At 71.1% G+C, this 14,337-nt stretch carries 14 protein-coding genes; 8 read left to right on the forward strand and 6 right to left on the reverse strand.

What is annotated here, in order from left to right:
- The first annotated feature begins 73 nt into the window (after positions 1–73).
- Entirely contained in the window at positions 74–1,111 is a 1,038-nt protein-coding gene (locus LPC10_RS21790; protein ID WP_231344337.1) for an alpha/beta fold hydrolase, read from the forward strand.
- On the opposite strand, the gene LPC10_RS21795 is transcribed toward LPC10_RS21790, so the two are convergent.
- A complete protein-coding gene (locus tag LPC10_RS21795) occupies positions 1,087–1,803 on the reverse strand; it encodes a dihydrofolate reductase family protein (protein ID WP_231344339.1) in 717 nt (238 codons plus the stop codon). The genes LPC10_RS21790 and LPC10_RS21795 overlap by 25 nt on opposite strands.
- A gap of 133 nt (positions 1,804–1,936) precedes the next feature.
- Between LPC10_RS21795 and LPC10_RS21800 the strand changes: the two genes are divergently transcribed.
- The 5 genes from LPC10_RS21800 to LPC10_RS21820 all read left to right on the forward strand — a co-directional run bounded on the left by LPC10_RS21800 (position 1,937) and on the right by LPC10_RS21820 (position 6,620).
- Entirely contained in the window at positions 1,937–2,389 is a 453-nt protein-coding gene (locus tag LPC10_RS21800; RefSeq protein ID WP_231344340.1) for an OsmC family protein, read from the forward strand.
- 68 nt (positions 2,390–2,457) lie between these two features.
- Positions 2,458–2,895: a heme-binding protein gene (locus tag LPC10_RS21805; RefSeq protein ID WP_096487988.1), complete on the forward strand. Its 438-nt coding sequence runs from the start codon at positions 2,458–2,460 to the stop codon at positions 2,893–2,895.
- An 89-nt stretch (positions 2,896–2,984) separates the two neighbouring features.
- Positions 2,985–4,583 (forward strand): peptide ABC transporter substrate-binding protein, encoded by a 1,599-nt coding sequence (locus tag LPC10_RS21810; RefSeq protein WP_231344341.1) that lies wholly within the window; start codon positions 2,985–2,987, stop codon positions 4,581–4,583.
- 10 nt (positions 4,584–4,593) lie between these two features.
- On the forward strand, positions 4,594–5,517 hold the full coding sequence (locus LPC10_RS21815; RefSeq protein ID WP_231344342.1) for an ABC transporter permease: 924 nt from the start codon (positions 4,594–4,596) through the stop codon (positions 5,515–5,517).
- Positions 5,514–6,620: an ABC transporter permease gene (locus LPC10_RS21820; protein ID WP_231344343.1), complete on the forward strand. Its 1,107-nt coding sequence runs from the start codon at positions 5,514–5,516 to the stop codon at positions 6,618–6,620. The genes LPC10_RS21815 and LPC10_RS21820 overlap by 4 nt, the downstream gene beginning before the upstream one ends.
- On the opposite strand, the gene LPC10_RS21825 is transcribed toward LPC10_RS21820, so the two are convergent.
- Positions 6,596–6,835 (reverse strand): hypothetical protein, encoded by a 240-nt coding sequence (locus LPC10_RS21825; protein ID WP_231344344.1) that lies wholly within the window; start codon positions 6,833–6,835, stop codon positions 6,596–6,598. The two genes, LPC10_RS21820 and LPC10_RS21825, sit on opposite strands and share 25 nt — an antisense overlap.
- A 176-nt stretch (positions 6,836–7,011) precedes the next feature.
- Between LPC10_RS21825 and LPC10_RS21830 the strand changes: the two genes are divergently transcribed.
- Complete coding sequence (locus LPC10_RS21830; protein WP_231344345.1) at positions 7,012–8,490, forward strand: MFS transporter; 1,479 nt, start codon at positions 7,012–7,014, stop codon at positions 8,488–8,490.
- A 96-nt stretch (positions 8,491–8,586) separates the two neighbouring features.
- On the opposite strand, the gene LPC10_RS21835 is transcribed toward LPC10_RS21830, so the two are convergent.
- The 3 genes from LPC10_RS21835 to LPC10_RS21845 all read right to left on the reverse strand — a co-directional run bounded on the left by LPC10_RS21835 (position 8,587) and on the right by LPC10_RS21845 (position 11,187).
- Positions 8,587–9,162 (reverse strand): hypothetical protein, encoded by a 576-nt coding sequence (locus tag LPC10_RS21835; protein ID WP_231344346.1) that lies wholly within the window; start codon positions 9,160–9,162, stop codon positions 8,587–8,589.
- Positions 9,163–9,411: 249 nt separating this feature from the next.
- Positions 9,412–10,116 (reverse strand): DUF1013 domain-containing protein, encoded by a 705-nt coding sequence (locus tag LPC10_RS21840; protein WP_231344347.1) that lies wholly within the window; start codon positions 10,114–10,116, stop codon positions 9,412–9,414.
- Between the two features lie 183 nt (positions 10,117–10,299).
- On the reverse strand, positions 10,300–11,187 hold the full coding sequence (locus LPC10_RS21845; RefSeq protein WP_231344348.1) for a LysR family transcriptional regulator: 888 nt from the start codon (positions 11,185–11,187) through the stop codon (positions 10,300–10,302).
- Positions 11,188–11,368: 181 nt separating this feature from the next.
- Here LPC10_RS21845 and wrbA point away from each other — a divergent pair, with 181 nt between their 5' ends.
- The gene (gene wrbA / locus LPC10_RS21850; RefSeq protein WP_231344349.1) at positions 11,369–11,968 is read left to right on the forward strand and encodes an NAD(P)H:quinone oxidoreductase; all 600 of its coding nucleotides are present in this window, start codon (positions 11,369–11,371) and stop codon (positions 11,966–11,968) included.
- Positions 11,969–12,026: 58 nt separating this feature from the next.
- On the opposite strand, the gene LPC10_RS21855 is transcribed toward wrbA, so the two are convergent.
- Positions 12,027–14,150, reverse strand: coding sequence for a protein-disulfide reductase DsbD (locus tag LPC10_RS21855; RefSeq protein ID WP_231344350.1), 2,124 nt, complete (start codon positions 14,148–14,150; stop codon positions 12,027–12,029).
- Positions 14,151–14,337: the final 187 nt, after the last annotated feature.

A 14,337-nucleotide genomic window follows, 5' to 3' on the forward strand; every position in this document is an offset into this window, starting at 1 on the left:
GGCGAGTCATGGGCGATCGGCAACGCAGGGCCCCGCCCCGCGTTGTCCGTCGCGAATCCCGAACGGAGGAATCATGCGCGGCCCGAGCCATCCCGTGACCCGTCGCAGCGGCAGGGCTGGCGCCCTCGCCCTGCTGCCGCTCGCCGCGGCCGGCGCCTGGATCGCCTGGAGCCATCTCGGGCTGAACCGGGCCGGCCCCCTGCCCCCGGCCCTGCCGGGGCGGCGAAGCACCCTGCGCACGCGCTCCGGCCGGGTGAACCTCTACGCCGCGGATGCCCAGGGCGGGCGGCCGCTTCTCTTGCTCCACTCGATCAACGCGGCGGCCAACGCCTACGAGGTCAAGCCGCTCTACGAGCATTACCGGGGGCACCGCCCGGTCTACGCGCTCGAACTGCCGGGCTTCGGCCATTCCGAGCGGGCGGACCGGATCTACACACCCCGGCTGATGACTGACGCGATCCTCGACGCGGCGGCCGAGATCGCCGACCGCCACGGCGGCGCCGGCCTCGACGCGATCGCGCTCTCGTTGCCCTGCGCCTATCTCGCCCGCGCCGCTCTGGAGCGGCCGGACCTGTTCGCGACCCTCGGCCTCATCAGCCCGACCGGCTTCGACGCCCGGCTGTCGGGATACGGACCCGAAGACACCAACCGCGGCAAGCCGCTGGCGCGCGGGCTCGCCGCCTTTCCGCTCTGGGGCCGCCCGCTCTTCGACGCGCTGGTCAGCCGGCCGAGCATGCGCTTCTTCCTCGAAAAGACCTGGGGCAGCCGTGAGATCGACGAGGGCCTGCTCGCCTACGACCAGATCTCGGCCCATCAGCCGGGCGCCGAGCACGCGCCGTTCTCGTTCCTCTCCGGCTACCTGTTTCCCGACGACACCACGCGGGTCTACGAGGCCCTGCGCCTGCCCGTGTTCATGGTGCACGGATCACGGGGTGACTTCGTCGATTATCGCTATGTCGGCGAGGTGGCGGGCCGCCCGAACTGGACGATCCGGCGGCTGCCCACCGGCGCCTTCCCGCATTTCGAGGACCAAGCGGCGGTGACAGGCGCCTACGACGCCTTCCTCGCCGCCCAGCCGCACCGGGATCAGCCGACCACCTCGATCCGGTAGCGCAGCCAGACGGTGCCGTCGTCGAACGGCTCGCAGGCGGTGCGGGTGAGGCGGCGCCGCGAGCCCATGGAATCACCCTCCCCGCCCTCGAAGTCGAACAGGGCCGGCGTGCCGATCACGCCGTCGACGGCGGGCGCCAGCAGCAGGCTGAGTTCGTCCACGAGCCCGGCCTTCAGCATCGAGCCGTTGATGCGTCCGCCGCCCTCGACCAGCAGCCGCTCGATGCCGAACAGGCGCTTGAGCTTGGCCAAAGCCAGGGCGAAATCGACCTCGCGCTCGCCGGCGATGATGTAGGATTGGCCCCCCGCCTTCAGGCAGCGAAGGCGGTCGTCGGAGACCTGCCCCGTGGTCAGCACGATGACGTGATCACCCTCGATGTCGTTGCGTGCACCCCAATCCATCGCGCCGCGGGCATCGAGCGCCACTGCGTAGCCGGCGGCGTCGGTGCGGGCGACGTGATCCTGACGGGAAACGGGCTCCTCTGTCGGCGCCGAGGCGAGCGGCTTCGCGCTGTCGGCATAGCCCTGCATGGTGATGCGCCCGCACATCCAGGCATCGCCCTTCAGCCGCTTGTGGACCGCCTCGTATTGCGAATCCGCGTCGATGGTGGTCCAGCGCCGGACCTTGATGCGCCCGTCGACCGAGGTCGTCATGTGGCACAGGACGTAGGGGCGCTCCGAGGTGTCGGCCATGGCGGCGGGCTTCCTGCTGTTCGGGATCGAAGGCCGGAACTAGACCGCCTTGACCCGCCGGCCAGGGCCGATCCGGACGCCTTTGCCGGGCATGGCGCCGCGGATAGGCTGGCAGCAGCGAGGGAGAAGCATCATGGCGACCTACACCGCGGATGTCCGCTGGGCGCTCGCGGCGGGCGAGGACTTTTCCGCGGGGCGCTACAGCCGCGGTCATACCCTGCGCTTCGACGGCGGCGTCGAACTCGCCGGCTCGGCCTCGCCCCATGTCGTCGGCAAGTGGGCGGTGGCGGCCGCGGTCGATCCCGAGGAGATGCTGGTGGCAGCGCTCTCCTCCTGCCACATGCTGAGCTTCCTCCACGTCGCCCGGCTCGCCGGCTTCTCTGCCCGCACCTATCGCGATCATGCCGAGGGCACAATGGCGGAGATCGCCCCCGGCCGGCAGGCGGTGACGCGGGTGGTGCTGCACCCGCGCATCGCGTGGACCGGCCCGGCGCCCGATGCGGAGCGGCTCGCCGCCCTCCACACGCAGGCGCACGAGACCTGCTTCATCGCCAATTCCGTGCGCACCGAGGTGACGGTCGCCTGAGGCGCGCTTGGCACAACCGGTCCCGCCGGTGCATGTCCTCGAAGACACGATCCTTCGAGGACATCCGGATGACCGACCTGACCCTCGCCGCCGCCCAGACCCTCGTGGCGACCGCCCTGAAGACCGCCCGCGAACGGAATCTCAAGCCGCTGGCGGTGGTGGTCTACGACGCCCGCGGCGCGCTCAAGTGCCTCGCCGCCGAGGACGGCACCTCGCTGCGCCGGGCCGAGATCGCCCGCGGCAAGGCCAACGGCGCGCTCGCGCTCGGTCTCGGCTCGCGGGCGATCGCCAAGCGCGCCGAGGAGCAGCCGCATTTCGTGGCCGCGGTGAGCCACCTCGTCGGCCCGGATGCCCTGGTGCCGGTGCCGGGCGGCGTGCTGATCCGCGACGCTGGCGGCCGCCTGCTCGGCGCGGTCGGCGTATCCGGCGACACCTCCGACAACGACGAGATCTGCGCGCTGGCCGGCATCGAGGCGGCGGGGCTGAAGGGGGATACGGGGGCTTGAGGGTCTGAAGGCAGTGTTTGAAGGCGCGCGCCGCGTGTCCCCTGCTCCCGCCAGCGGGGAGAAGGGATGCTGTGGCAAAACGTGACCCGATGACCCTCCCTCGCCGCACCCTCCTGCAGACCGGCGTTGCGCTCGCCGCCGGGCTCGCCCTGCCCGCTTCCGCGCGGGCGGACTCTCCCGTCTACCGCCGCGGCAACGACGCCGACCCGGAAACGCTCGATCCGCACAAGACTTCGACGGTCGCCGAGGCGCATCTCCTGCGCGATCTTTTCGAGGGCCTGCTGACCTACGACAACCGCGGCGCCATCATCCCCGGCATGGCCGAGCGTTGGACCGTCTCCGACGACCGCCTCACCTACCGCTTCCATCTCCGCCCGGACGGACGATGGTCGAACGGCGATGCGGTGACGGCGGACGACTTCCTGTTCTCGCTGCGCCGCATCCTCGATCCGAAGACGGCGGCAAAATACGCCGAGGTGCTGTTCCCGATCCGCGGCGCGGCTGCCGTCAATGCGGGCGCGCAGCCGCCGGAGACGGTGGCCGTGGCAGCCTCCGATCCTGGCACCCTGGAGATCGGGCTCGCCGAGCCGGTGCCCTACCTGCTCGAACTCCTCACCCACCAGACCTCGCTGCCGGTCCACCGCCCGTCCCTGGAGCGCTGGGGCGATGCCTTCGCGCGGCCCGGCAACCTCGTCTCGAACGGCCCCTATGCCCTGGTCGATTGGGTGCCGAACGACCGCATCACGCTCACGAAAAACCCGCATTACCGCGACGCCGCCGCGATCCCGATCGAGCGGGTCGATTTCGTCCCGACCCCGGACCTCGCCGCGGCGGTGCGGCGCTATGCGGCCGGCGAGATCGAGTCCCTCTCCGACCTGCCCGCCGACCAGATCGCCTCGCTGAAACAGCGCTTCGGCGCGCAGGTGCGGCTCGGGCCGGGGCTCGGCCTGCTCGCCATCGCCTTCAACCTGCGCAAGAAGCCCTTCGACGACCCGCGGGTGCGCCGCGCCCTCTCGCTCGCCATCGACCGCGAGTTCCTGGCCGAGATCGTGTGGGGGCAGACCATGGCCCCGGCCTATTCCTTCTGCCCGCCGGGCCTCGACAACGCCCTGCCGCCGCCGCTCCTGCCGGGGCGCGAGGACGGGCCGATCGACCGCGAGGAGGAGGCTTTGCGGCTCTTGGCGCAGGCCGGCTACGGGCCGGGCAACCCGCTGCGGGTCGAGTATCGCTTCAACGTCACCGACAACAACCGCAACACCGCGATCGCGCTGGCGGATGCGTGGCGCGGCATCGGCGTCGAGACCCGCTTCGTCTCCACCGACGCCAAGACCCACTTCGCCTATCTGCGCGACGGCGGCGCCTTCGACCTCGCCCGGATGTCCTGGGTCGCGGATTACTCCGACCCGCAGAACTTCTTGTTCCTGCTCCGCACCGGCAATGACGGCTTCAACGCGGGACGCTGGTCGAATCCGCGCTTCGACGGCCTGCTGAGCCAAGCCGCGGGGGAACGCGACGTGGAGGCCCGCGCGCGGATGCTGTTCGAGGCGGAAGAAATCGTGCTCGACGAGCTGCCCTGGGTGCCGCTGCTGCATTACCGCTCCAAAGCGCTAGTCTCGCCGCGGCTGCACGGGATGCATCCGAACATCCGCAACGTCGCCCCCACCCGCTATCTCCGACTCGATCCATGATCCCGCTGATATGATCCCGCTGATCCTGCGCCGGATCGCCCAGAGCCTGCCGACGCTGTTCCTCGTGGTGGCGGGCAGCTTCTTCCTGATCCGGCTGGCGCCGGGCGGCCCGTTCGATCTGGAGCGGCCGCTGCCGCCGGCGGCGATGGAGAATCTGCGTCGGGTCTACGGCCTCGATCAGCCGCTCTTCGTGCAATTCGGACGCTATCTCACGAGCCTGCTGCGGGGCGATCTCGGCCCCTCCTTCACCTTTCGCGACCTCACCGTCACCGACCTGTTCGCCCGCGGCCTGCCGGTCTCGGTGACGCTCGGCGGCCTCGCGCTCGTCCTCGCGCTCGCCATCGGCCTGGGGCTGGGAAGCCTCGCTGCCTTCAACCGCGGCGGGACGGCCGACCGGATGGTGGGGCTCGCCGCCTCCCTCGGGCTCGCGGTGCCGAGCTTCGTCACCGCCCCCCTGTTCCAGATCGTGTTCGGCCTCGGGCTCGCCTGGCTTCCCGTCGGCGGTTGGGCCGACGGCGCGCCGCGAAACCTCGTCCTGCCGGTCCTTACGCTGGCTCTGCCCCACGCGGCAGGCATCGCCCGGCTCGCCCGCGCCTCGCTGGCTGAGGTGCTGATCCAGCCGCATATCCGCACGCAGCGCGCCATGGGGCTGTCGCGCGCCCGCATCGCCCGGCATGCGCTCCGCGGCGCACTGCTCCCCGTGGTCGCGACGCTGGGGCCGCTGGCGGCAGGGCTGATGACCGGCTCGGTGGTGGTCGAGACCATCTTCGGCCTGCCCGGCATCGGGCGCTACTTCGTCGAGGGGGCGCTCAACCGCGACTACACCCTGGTGATGGGCACGGTGATCCTGGTGGCGGTGCTGGTGATCGTCTTCAACCTGATCGGTGACCTGATCGCCGCCGCCCTCGACCCGCGGGTGAGGGTGACCGCATGAGCCTCGTGCTCGCCGGTCTCGCCCGCCGCCGCCTCACCCGTGACCGGCCGGCGCTCGCGGCGCTGGCGAGCCTCGGGCTGATCGTGCTCGCCTGCCTGATCGGCCCGTCTCTCACCGGCCACCCGCCGGAGCGGATCTATCCGGACTTCGTTCGGGTGCCCCCGAGCCTCGTTGCCCATCCGCGCCCCGACGCGCTGCGCCCGGCGCTGCAGCGCCTCGCCTTCCGGATGCGGGTGACGCTGGTGGACGTGGCGCAGGACGGCGATCGGGTGCGCCTGACGCTGACCGCGCCAAAACCCATCGACACGCGCGCCTTCCGCCTGCTGTCCCGCTCCGGCCTGTTCGGCGAGGCTAGAGTGCTGGAGCGGTCCGCCGACGGCCGCCGGATCGTGGCCGAGGCCCCGATCCGAAGGATGTACTTCCTCCTCGGCACCGACGGGCTGGGGCGCGACCTTCTCACCCGCTGCCTCGCGGCCGGGCAGGTCTCGCTGCTGATCGGGCTGACCGCGGCGCTCGCCGCGCTCCTCATCGGCGTCGCCTACGGCGCGGTCTCCGGCATGGCCGGGGGTACGGTCGATGCGCTGATGATGCGCCTCCTCGACATCCTCTACGCCCTGCCCTTCGTGTTCTTCGTCATCATGCTGCTGGTGTTCTTCCGCGCCGGGCTGTGGCTGGTGCTGGTGGCGGTGGCGGCGGTCGAGTGGCTCGACATGGCCCGCATCGTCCGCACGCAGACGCTCTCCCTGAAGGGCCGCGACTTCGTCCGCGCGGCCTACGCCCTGGGGCTCTCGATGCGCGCGGTCATCGCCCGGCACGTCGTGCCCAACACCCTCGGCCCGATCATCGCCGCGGCGACCCTGCTGGTGCCGCGGGTGATCCTGCTGGAGAGCTTCCTGTCGTTCCTCGGCCTGGGCGTGCAGGAGCCCGACACCTCCTGGGGCGTGCTGATCGCCGAAGGATCGCGGGCGCTCGAATCCGCGCCGTGGATGCTCGCCGCACCGGCAGGCTTCCTCGTCGTCACCCTGGTGGCGCTCAACCGCCTCGGCGACGGGCTCGGCGAGGCGCTCGACCCCAGGCTTCAGCGGGACTCGGCCGGCAGGTAGCCCTGGTAGACGATGCGCACCGTGCGGCGCTCTCCGGGCAAATCCGATACGGGGATCGCCTTCGACCCGCGCAGGGCGGGGGCGGGCTCGATCGAGGCGGGTTCGGAGGCGGCGGGCGGCGCCTTGGGGCGCAGCGCCCAGCGCTCGGCCCCGCTGGCACTGGCCAGCGTGGAGACCGCGATCACGGCTCCCATGGCGGCCAGTCCGGCCGTCATCGGGGGGAGCAGGGTTCTGACGGAACGGTGTGCGAAAAAAGTCATGGCGGGCGGCCCGGCGAATGGGGCCATTCCGCAACCTGAAGCGTTTCCGAACGCTGTCGCGCGCCCTCTGCAGACCCTTGCTGGGCCGGAATTGCGAACACTTTTGCCGAGTCAGGGTAAACGGAGGGTCCATGACGAGCCGAGCGGAAGGTCAGGCCGGGGCGGTGGCGCCTGAGCGGGTCGCGGCCGGCACGGTGATCGACACCGACATCTCCGCCCGGCTCGACCGCCTGCCCTTCGGCCGCTTCCACACCCTCGTCATCGTCGCGCTCGGCATCACCTGGGTGCTCGACGGGCTCGAAGTGACCCTGGCGGGCGCCCTCGTCGGGGCGCTGCGCAAGGAGCCGATGTCGTTTACCGAGTTCGACGTCGGCTTGGCGGCGAGTTCCTACCTGATCGGTGCCGTCGTCGGCGCCGTCGGTTTCGGCTGGCTCACCGACCGGATCGGGCGGAAGAAGCTGTTCTTCATCACGCTGGCCCTCTACCTCGCGGCGACCGCGGCGACGGGCCTGTCGTGGAATATCTACAGCTTCTGCCTGTTCCGCTTCCTCACGGGGGCGGGCATCGGCGGCGAGTACACCGCGATCAACTCGACCATCCAGGAGTTGATCCCGGCCCGCGTGCGCGGCTGGACCGACCTCGTCATCAACGGCTCGTTCTGGATCGGCGCAGCGCTCGGCTCCTTCCTGTCGATCGCGCTCCTGCGCCCGGAATGGATCGACCCGGCCTGGGGCTGGCGCATCGCCTTCTTCGTCGGCGGCGGCATCGGCCTCGTGATCCTGCTCTTGCGCACCTGGATCCCCGAGAGCCCGCGCTGGCTCGTCACCCACGGCTACGCCGCGGAGGCCGACCGGGTGGTGACGGGTATCGAGAAGCGCTTCACGGACGAGGGCATCACCCTACCCCCGCCCGACCCGTCGCGGCGCCTCAAGCTCAAGGTCCGCAGCCACACGCCGCTCTCGGAGGTGGCGCAGGCGATGTTCGTCACGAGCCGCCGCCAGACCATGGTCGGGCTCGCGCTGATGATCGCCCAGGCCTTCTTCTACAACGCCCTGTTCTTCACCTACGCCCTGGTGCTGGAGCGCTTCTACGATGTGCCCGGCGGCGATGTCGGCTGGTACCTGCTGCCCTTCGCGCTGGGCTCCTTCCTCGGCCCGCTGCTGCTCGGCCGCCTGTTCGATACGGTGGGCCGGCGCCCGATGATCGGCCTGACCTACGGCATCTCGGCGGTGCTGCTGGTGGTGGTCGGCCTCGTCTTCCGCGCCGACCTGCTCGGCCCCTGGGGGCAGACGGCCGCCTGGATGGGCGTGTTCTTCTTCGCCTCGGCGGCCGCGAGTTCCGCCTATCTGACGGTCGCCGAGACCTTCCCCCTCGAGATCCGGGCGCTGGCGATCGCCGCCTTCTACGCCATCGGCACCGGCATCGGCGGCGTCTCCGGCCCGCTGCTGTTCGGAGCCCTGGTCGAGACCGGCTCGCGCGACCTCGTGCTGGTCGGCTACTTCATCGGCGCGGCCCTGATGGCGGTGGCGGCGGTGGTCGGCTGGATCTGGGGCACGGCGGCCGAGGGCAAGTCGCTCGAGGACGTGTCGAAGCCGCTGGCCTCGGCGTAACGTCTCCAGAAGAGCAGGCGTGCATCCCCCTCCCCGCTCGCGGGGAGAGGGGGAGCCCGGCGGATTACAAACGATACATCTCGAAGACTTCGGTGCTTATGTCGGCCCTGAGAACGGTGCCGTATCCTTCCGCCGCAGCCAGATCGCCGAGGCCACCGCCAGCGCGTCGAGCGGCAGCGTCACGGGGCCCTGGCGCTTGCCCCACAGTTCGAGGCCGCCGAAGCCGACGCGCCGGATCTCCAGCCACGCGCCGAACGGGAACACCGTCTCCGTCCCCTCGCCCGGCCCGAAGCATTCCTCGAAGGCGAGGGGATCGACCATGATCGCGTCGTACTTGGCGAGATGATCGACGATCGCGACCTTCGAGCGGAACGGGCCGCGGTCCCGCCGGAACGAGGCGAAGCAGGGTTCGAATTCGGTCAGGGTCACCCGCAATTTGCCGGCGATGCGCAGGTAGGGCGGGTTCGAGCCGTCCGTGTCGAAATTCTCCGGCCCCCAGCCGGCTTCCCGCATGAGGGATTCGGCGAGCGTCACCGGTTCGCCGAGAGGCGCGACGGGTGCCTGCCCATCGAACGCAGCCGCAGGAGGGTCGGTTACGCCGCCCTCGACCAAGCCGCCGGGGTTCGCGCCGTTCGGGGGAGAGCCGCTCTCGGTCACGCCACCGTGGATCATGCCACGTCCTCGCGCCTGCCTCCGCTCCGCGAGAGCGGAAAAGAGGCATTATTTCGCATTTGGCGCGTAGGCGCGAGCAGTTTCTTTCAAGGGGGCGGCCGCTCACCCGCTAGAGCATCGTCCCGAAAGGTGGCCGCCGGCTTTCGGGAAAAAGACGATGCAAAAGCAAGAGGTGAGAGCATCGTGCTGGATCCGATATCCAGCACGATGCTCTAGCGGCGGCTGCGCAGCGTCGGCCTGGAAAAGACATCAATCCTCGTCGTCGTCCTCGTCGATGCGGCTCATGCCCTTGAGCTTGGCGAAGACGGCGTCGGCGTTCAGATCCTCCTCCTCGCGGTCCTCCTCGCGCTCCGCGGCGGCCGGGGCAGTCGAGATCTCGGTCGGCAGCAGCTTGGCGCCGCCGTCGGTCGGCAGCACGGCGGGGCGGTCCTTGGCGGCGCGCTGCACCTCGAAGTCGAGGTCGATCTGCGAGCACAGGCCGAGCGTCACCGGGTCCATCGGCTGGAGCGAGGCGGAGTTCCAGTGGGTCCGCTCGCGGATCTGCTGGATCGTCGCCTTGGTGGTGCCCACCAGACGGATGATCTGCGCGTCCTTCAACTCGGGATGGTTGCGGATCAGCCAGAGGATGGCGTTCGGCCGGTCCTGGCGGCGCGAGAGCGGGGTGTAGCGCGGGCCCTTGGTGGTGCGCTTCACCTCGGGCAGCTTGACCTTCGAGACCGCGACCTTGAGCCGGTAATGCGGCGACTTCTGCGCCTTCTCGATCTCGTCACGGGTGAGCTGGCCGGTGGTGATCGGGTCGAGGCCCTTGATGCCGGCCGCGACCTCGCCGTCGGCAATGCCCTTCACCTCGAGCGGGTGCAGCTTGCAGAAGTCGGCGATCTGCTCGAAGGCGAGCGAGGTGTTCTCGACGAGCCACACGGCGGTCGCCTTGGGCATCAGCGGACCTTGGGACATCGGACAAAGCTCCAGGCGGTTCTTCGTGGTTCGCGGCGGGGAGTGGCGCGGGAGCCCGGAAAGGCTCTCCCGCGGCCTCCGGCCCGGTCAGGTCCGAAGGATCCCATGTCGCGATGAATGAGGGGATCGCCGCTTATACAGGCGGGACCGGCCGTTGCGCAATCTGGTTCCGGGTCTGCTTCATCATGCGGAACGGCCGCCCGCACGCCCTTCCATGGCCGGCCGCAAGGGGGCGACCTCGGCGGCGACGTGATCCATGAAGGCGCGCACCCGCGCCGCGTGGCGCAGGTCCGGATGGGTCAGGAGCCAGAGCGTGCCGGCCAACTCCGGCTCCGGTCCCGAGAGGCGGCGCAGGCCGGCAATCCGGTCGCCGCGGTAGCAGGGCAGCGGGCCGATGCCGACGCCCTCGCAAATCGCCTCGCACAGCCCCTGCACGCTGTTGAGACGAAGCGCTACGCGCTCCGGCCCGGCGCGGGCGGCGACGAAGCGGGCGAATTGGCCGCCGGCCACCGCCTCGCTCGGGCTGACCCAGTCGGCGTCGGCGCCGTCCGCCTTTCCCTGGGCGGGTCCGTAGACCGCCCAGGCGATGGTGCCGAGCCGGCGACCGACGAGGTTGGGCGGCGGCTCGCGGGTCGCGCGCAGCGCCACGTCGGCATCGCGGCGGGACAGGTTCAGCGCCTCCTCGGAGGTGATGAGTTCGATCTGGACTTGTCGGAAGCGCGCCCGGAAGCGGCCGAGCATCGGCATCAGGAGATCGGTGACCAGCGTCGCGGCGGCGGTGACCCGCAGGAGGCCCGAGGGCGTTTGCGCCCGGTCGGCCACCTCCCGGTCGAACCGGGCGACCTCCTCCTCCATCCGCGCGGCTGCAGCCGCCATCGCCTCGCCCGCGGGCGTCGGCACGTACCCGGAGCGATGGCGTTCGAACAGGCGCGCGCCGAGTTCGGTCTCGACCGCGGCGAGCCGGCGGAAGGCGGTGGAGGGATTGATGCCGAGATGCGCCGCGGCCGGCGCCAGCCCGCCCCGATCGGCGATCGCCCGCACGAGGCGAAACTCGTCCCAGGCCACCGGCACCGCGCCCTCCTTGCATCTTCGCAAGGACGATCTTGCACGGCAGGGCGTTTCTGCAAACAGGGCGAACCTTCATATGGGTGGTGCATTCGACGCTCGGGCTCGAATGGAGCGCCTCGCCTCCGTCCCAGGGCGGACACCCGTTTCGGGCGAGGCACAGGGCCCGCGAACAGGAGAGACGACGATGGCGAAGGTTCTGGTGCTCTACTACTCGTCCTGGGGCCATGTGGAGCAGATGGCCAAGGCCGTGGCCGAGGGCGCCCGCGAGGCCGGGGCCGAGGTCGCGGTCAAGCGCGTGCCGGAACTGGTGCCGGACGAGGTGGCCCGACAGTTCCACTACAAGCTCGACCAGGAGGCGCCGATCGCCACCGTCGAGGAACTGGCCGATTACGACGCGATCATCTTCGGCACGCCGACCCGTTACGGCAACATGGCCTCGCAGATGAAGCAGTTCATCGACCAGACCGGCGGCCTGTGGGCCAAGGGCGCGCTGGTCGGCAAGGTCGGCTCCGCTTTCACCTCGACCGCCTCGCAGCATGGCGGCCAGGAGACCACGCTGACGAGCTTTCACACGGTGATGTTCCACCATGGCATGGTGGTGGTGGGCCTGCCCTACAGCTTCGCGGGCCAGAACGGCGTCGAGCAGGTGAAGGGCAACTCCCCCTACGGCGCCACCACGATCGCCGACGGCGACGGCTCGCGCCAGCCCTCCGCGATCGAACTCGACGGCGCCCGCTACCAGGGCCGCCACGTGGCCGGCATCGCGGCCAAGCTCGCAGGCTGAACGCGTTCCCCTCTCCCCACCTATAGGGAGAGGGGACACACGGGGCTCTTGGAGCCCCCTACTGAGCCGCCGCGACGTCCTTCTGCCCGATCGCCGCGAGCACGATCCCTTCCGTCAGGATCTGCGGCAGCACCTGGGCCTCGCCCTGCCCGTGATAGACGAGGTAGAGCGGCACGCCGCTGCGGCCGTAGCGCTCCAGGAGGCGGGTGATCTCCGGGTTCTGGTTGGTCCAGTCGCCCTTGAGAAAGGCCACGTTGCCGGCCCGGAACGCCGCCTGCACGCCGTCGCGCGCCAGCACCGTGCGCTCGTTGACCTGGCAGGTGATGCACCACGCCGCCGTCATATCCACGAACACCGTGCGGCCCTCGCTCCGCAGCGCGTCGAGGCGGGCTTGCGTGAACGCCTCCTCGCCCTGGGCCAACGCGGTGCTCCGCGCGTCGGCGCGGTCGCCGTCGAGGAGGGCGACGAGGCCGAGCGCTGCGACGAGGGCCGCGACGGCGGCGGCCCGGCCGAGGCCGGTGCCGATCCGGCCGGCGCCGCGCGCCCGCTCCCAGGCCCAGGCGGCGAGCGCCACCAGCACGAGGCCGGTCAGCCCGGCGAGGAGCCCGTTGGGCCCGACCTGCTGCGCCAGGACCCAGACCAGCCACGCCACCGTGGCGTAGACGGGAAAGGCGAGCGTGCCCTTGAGCACGTCCATCCAGGCGCCCGGCCGCGGCAGCAGCCGCAGCGCCTGCGGGAACAGCGTCAGCCCGAGGAACGGCAGGGCGAGCCCGAGGCCGAGGCTGGCGAAGACGGTGAGCGCAGCGGGCGTCGATTGCGTCAGGGCAAACCCCACCGCCGCACCCATGAACGGCGCGGTGCACGGCGTGGCGACGAGCGTTGCCAGCACGCCGGTGAAGAACGAGCCCTGATAGCCCGCCCGCCGGGTCAGCCCGTCGCCGAGGCCGACGATCCCGCCGCCGAGATGCACCGCGCCCGACAGGCTGAGACCCATGGCGAACAGCCCGTAGGCGAGCAGCGCCACCACGACCGGCGATTGGAGCTGGAAGCCCCAGCCGATCCCGGCGCCCCCCGCCTTCAGCGCGATCAGGAGGCCGGCGAGCCCGAGGAAGCTCGCGAGCACGCCCAGAGTGTAGGCAAGGCCATGCAGGCGGACGCGGGTGGCGGATTCGCCCGCCTGCCGAACGAGGCTCAGCACCTTGATCGAGAGGACGGGGAAGACGCAGGGCATCAGGTTGAGGAGAAGCCCGCCGACGAGCGCCAGCCCGGCGGCGCTCCACAGCGTCAGGCTCTCGTCCTCCGGCGCGGCGGCCGGCGCCTCCGCGGTGGGAACGGCCGCGGCGGTCGTCGGTGCGGGGGCGGGCTCCAGCCCGAGGGCGTAGGCCTTGCGCACACCGTCCTCGGTGAGCGCGAGCACGCCGGCGAGCGCCTCCGGCGGCTCCTTGGCCTCGCCCGGCGTGAGCGTCAGGCGCAGGCCGCTGCCATCGACGGCGAGATCCTGCGGCGCGGCGTTCTCGATCGCGCCCTCGGCGTAGGGGAAGAAGGCGGCGGCGCTCACGTCCGCGAGGCCCGGCCGGTCGAGATGCAGCACGAGGCGCTCGCCCTCGCGGGTGGTGCGAAACGCTCCGGGCGCCGCTTCCGGCAGGGCGGCGCGGGCGCGGGCGAACAGGGCGGCCTGCCCCGAGGCAGGCTCGGCGGAGGCCGCCACCGGCAGGTCGAGGCTCAGCTCCGACGAGCCCGGAATGCAGATCTCCTCGCAGACGAGGTAGGACAGCGTGCCGGCGAGCCGCACGGACTCGCCGACCCTCGCGCCTTCGGGCACGGTGAGCGGCACCAGCAGGGTGACGGCGCCCTCGTAGCCGAAATTCATCAGGGTCTGGACCGGGATGCGCTCCGGGACCGGCCATTGCACCGGGCCGACCGTGTATCCGGCGGGCAGGCGCCAACCCATCTCCGGCGGCAGGCCGGAATCGCCGGGATTGCGCCAGTAGACATGCCAGCCCGGCTTCATCGCCATGTGCAGGCCGAGCGTCACCGTGCGGCCGGGCACCAGCGCCTCGCTCTCGGCCACGAGGCTGGCGCGGACGAGATCCTTGGCCTTGGCCGCCGTCATGGCACCCTGCGCCCCGGCAAGGCCGGGGGCGGCGAGCGTCAGGAGGAAGGCGAGGAGGAGGCGGAGCATCGATCTGTTTTCCGGGCGGCCCGGCGCCCCTCCCCCTGCGCGGATGTTCCGGTCTCCGGCGAGTCCGAAATCACCGAGGGAGGCACGCCTGTCGGGCCGGAGCGGGCCGGCCGTCATTAGCGAAGGGCTCTATAACAGACCTTCCCCGTCCCGTGAGCCGCGTCGCCCCGCGGCCTCGAACCGCGCC

This window comes from Methylorubrum sp. B1-46, from assembly GCF_021117295.1.
Lineage (GTDB): Bacteria > Pseudomonadota > Alphaproteobacteria > Rhizobiales > Beijerinckiaceae > Methylobacterium.

Coding starts and splice junctions, on each gene's coding strand:
- LPC10_RS21790 (WP_231344337.1), top strand. CDS start 74: ATGCGCGGCCCGAGCCATCCCGTGACCCGTCGCAGCGGCAGGGCTGGC.
- LPC10_RS21795 (WP_231344339.1), bottom strand. CDS start 1,803: ATGGCCGACACCTCGGAGCGCCCCTACGTCCTGTGCCACATGACGACC.
- LPC10_RS21800 (WP_231344340.1), top strand. CDS start 1,937: ATGGCGACCTACACCGCGGATGTCCGCTGGGCGCTCGCGGCGGGCGAG.
- LPC10_RS21805 (WP_096487988.1), top strand. CDS start 2,458: ATGACCGACCTGACCCTCGCCGCCGCCCAGACCCTCGTGGCGACCGCC.
- LPC10_RS21810 (WP_231344341.1), top strand. CDS start 2,985: ATGACCCTCCCTCGCCGCACCCTCCTGCAGACCGGCGTTGCGCTCGCC.
- LPC10_RS21815 (WP_231344342.1), top strand. CDS start 4,594: ATGATCCCGCTGATCCTGCGCCGGATCGCCCAGAGCCTGCCGACGCTG.
- LPC10_RS21820 (WP_231344343.1), top strand. CDS start 5,514: ATGAGCCTCGTGCTCGCCGGTCTCGCCCGCCGCCGCCTCACCCGTGAC.
- LPC10_RS21825 (WP_231344344.1), bottom strand. CDS start 6,835: ATGACGGCCGGACTGGCCGCCATGGGAGCCGTGATCGCGGTCTCCACG.
- LPC10_RS21830 (WP_231344345.1), top strand. CDS start 7,012: ATGACGAGCCGAGCGGAAGGTCAGGCCGGGGCGGTGGCGCCTGAGCGG.
- LPC10_RS21835 (WP_231344346.1), bottom strand. CDS start 9,162: ATGATCCACGGTGGCGTGACCGAGAGCGGCTCTCCCCCGAACGGCGCG.
- LPC10_RS21840 (WP_231344347.1), bottom strand. CDS start 10,116: ATGTCCCAAGGTCCGCTGATGCCCAAGGCGACCGCCGTGTGGCTCGTC.
- wrbA (WP_231344349.1), top strand. CDS start 11,369: ATGGCGAAGGTTCTGGTGCTCTACTACTCGTCCTGGGGCCATGTGGAG.
- LPC10_RS21855 (WP_231344350.1), bottom strand. CDS start 14,150: ATGCTCCGCCTCCTCCTCGCCTTCCTCCTGACGCTCGCCGCCCCCGGC.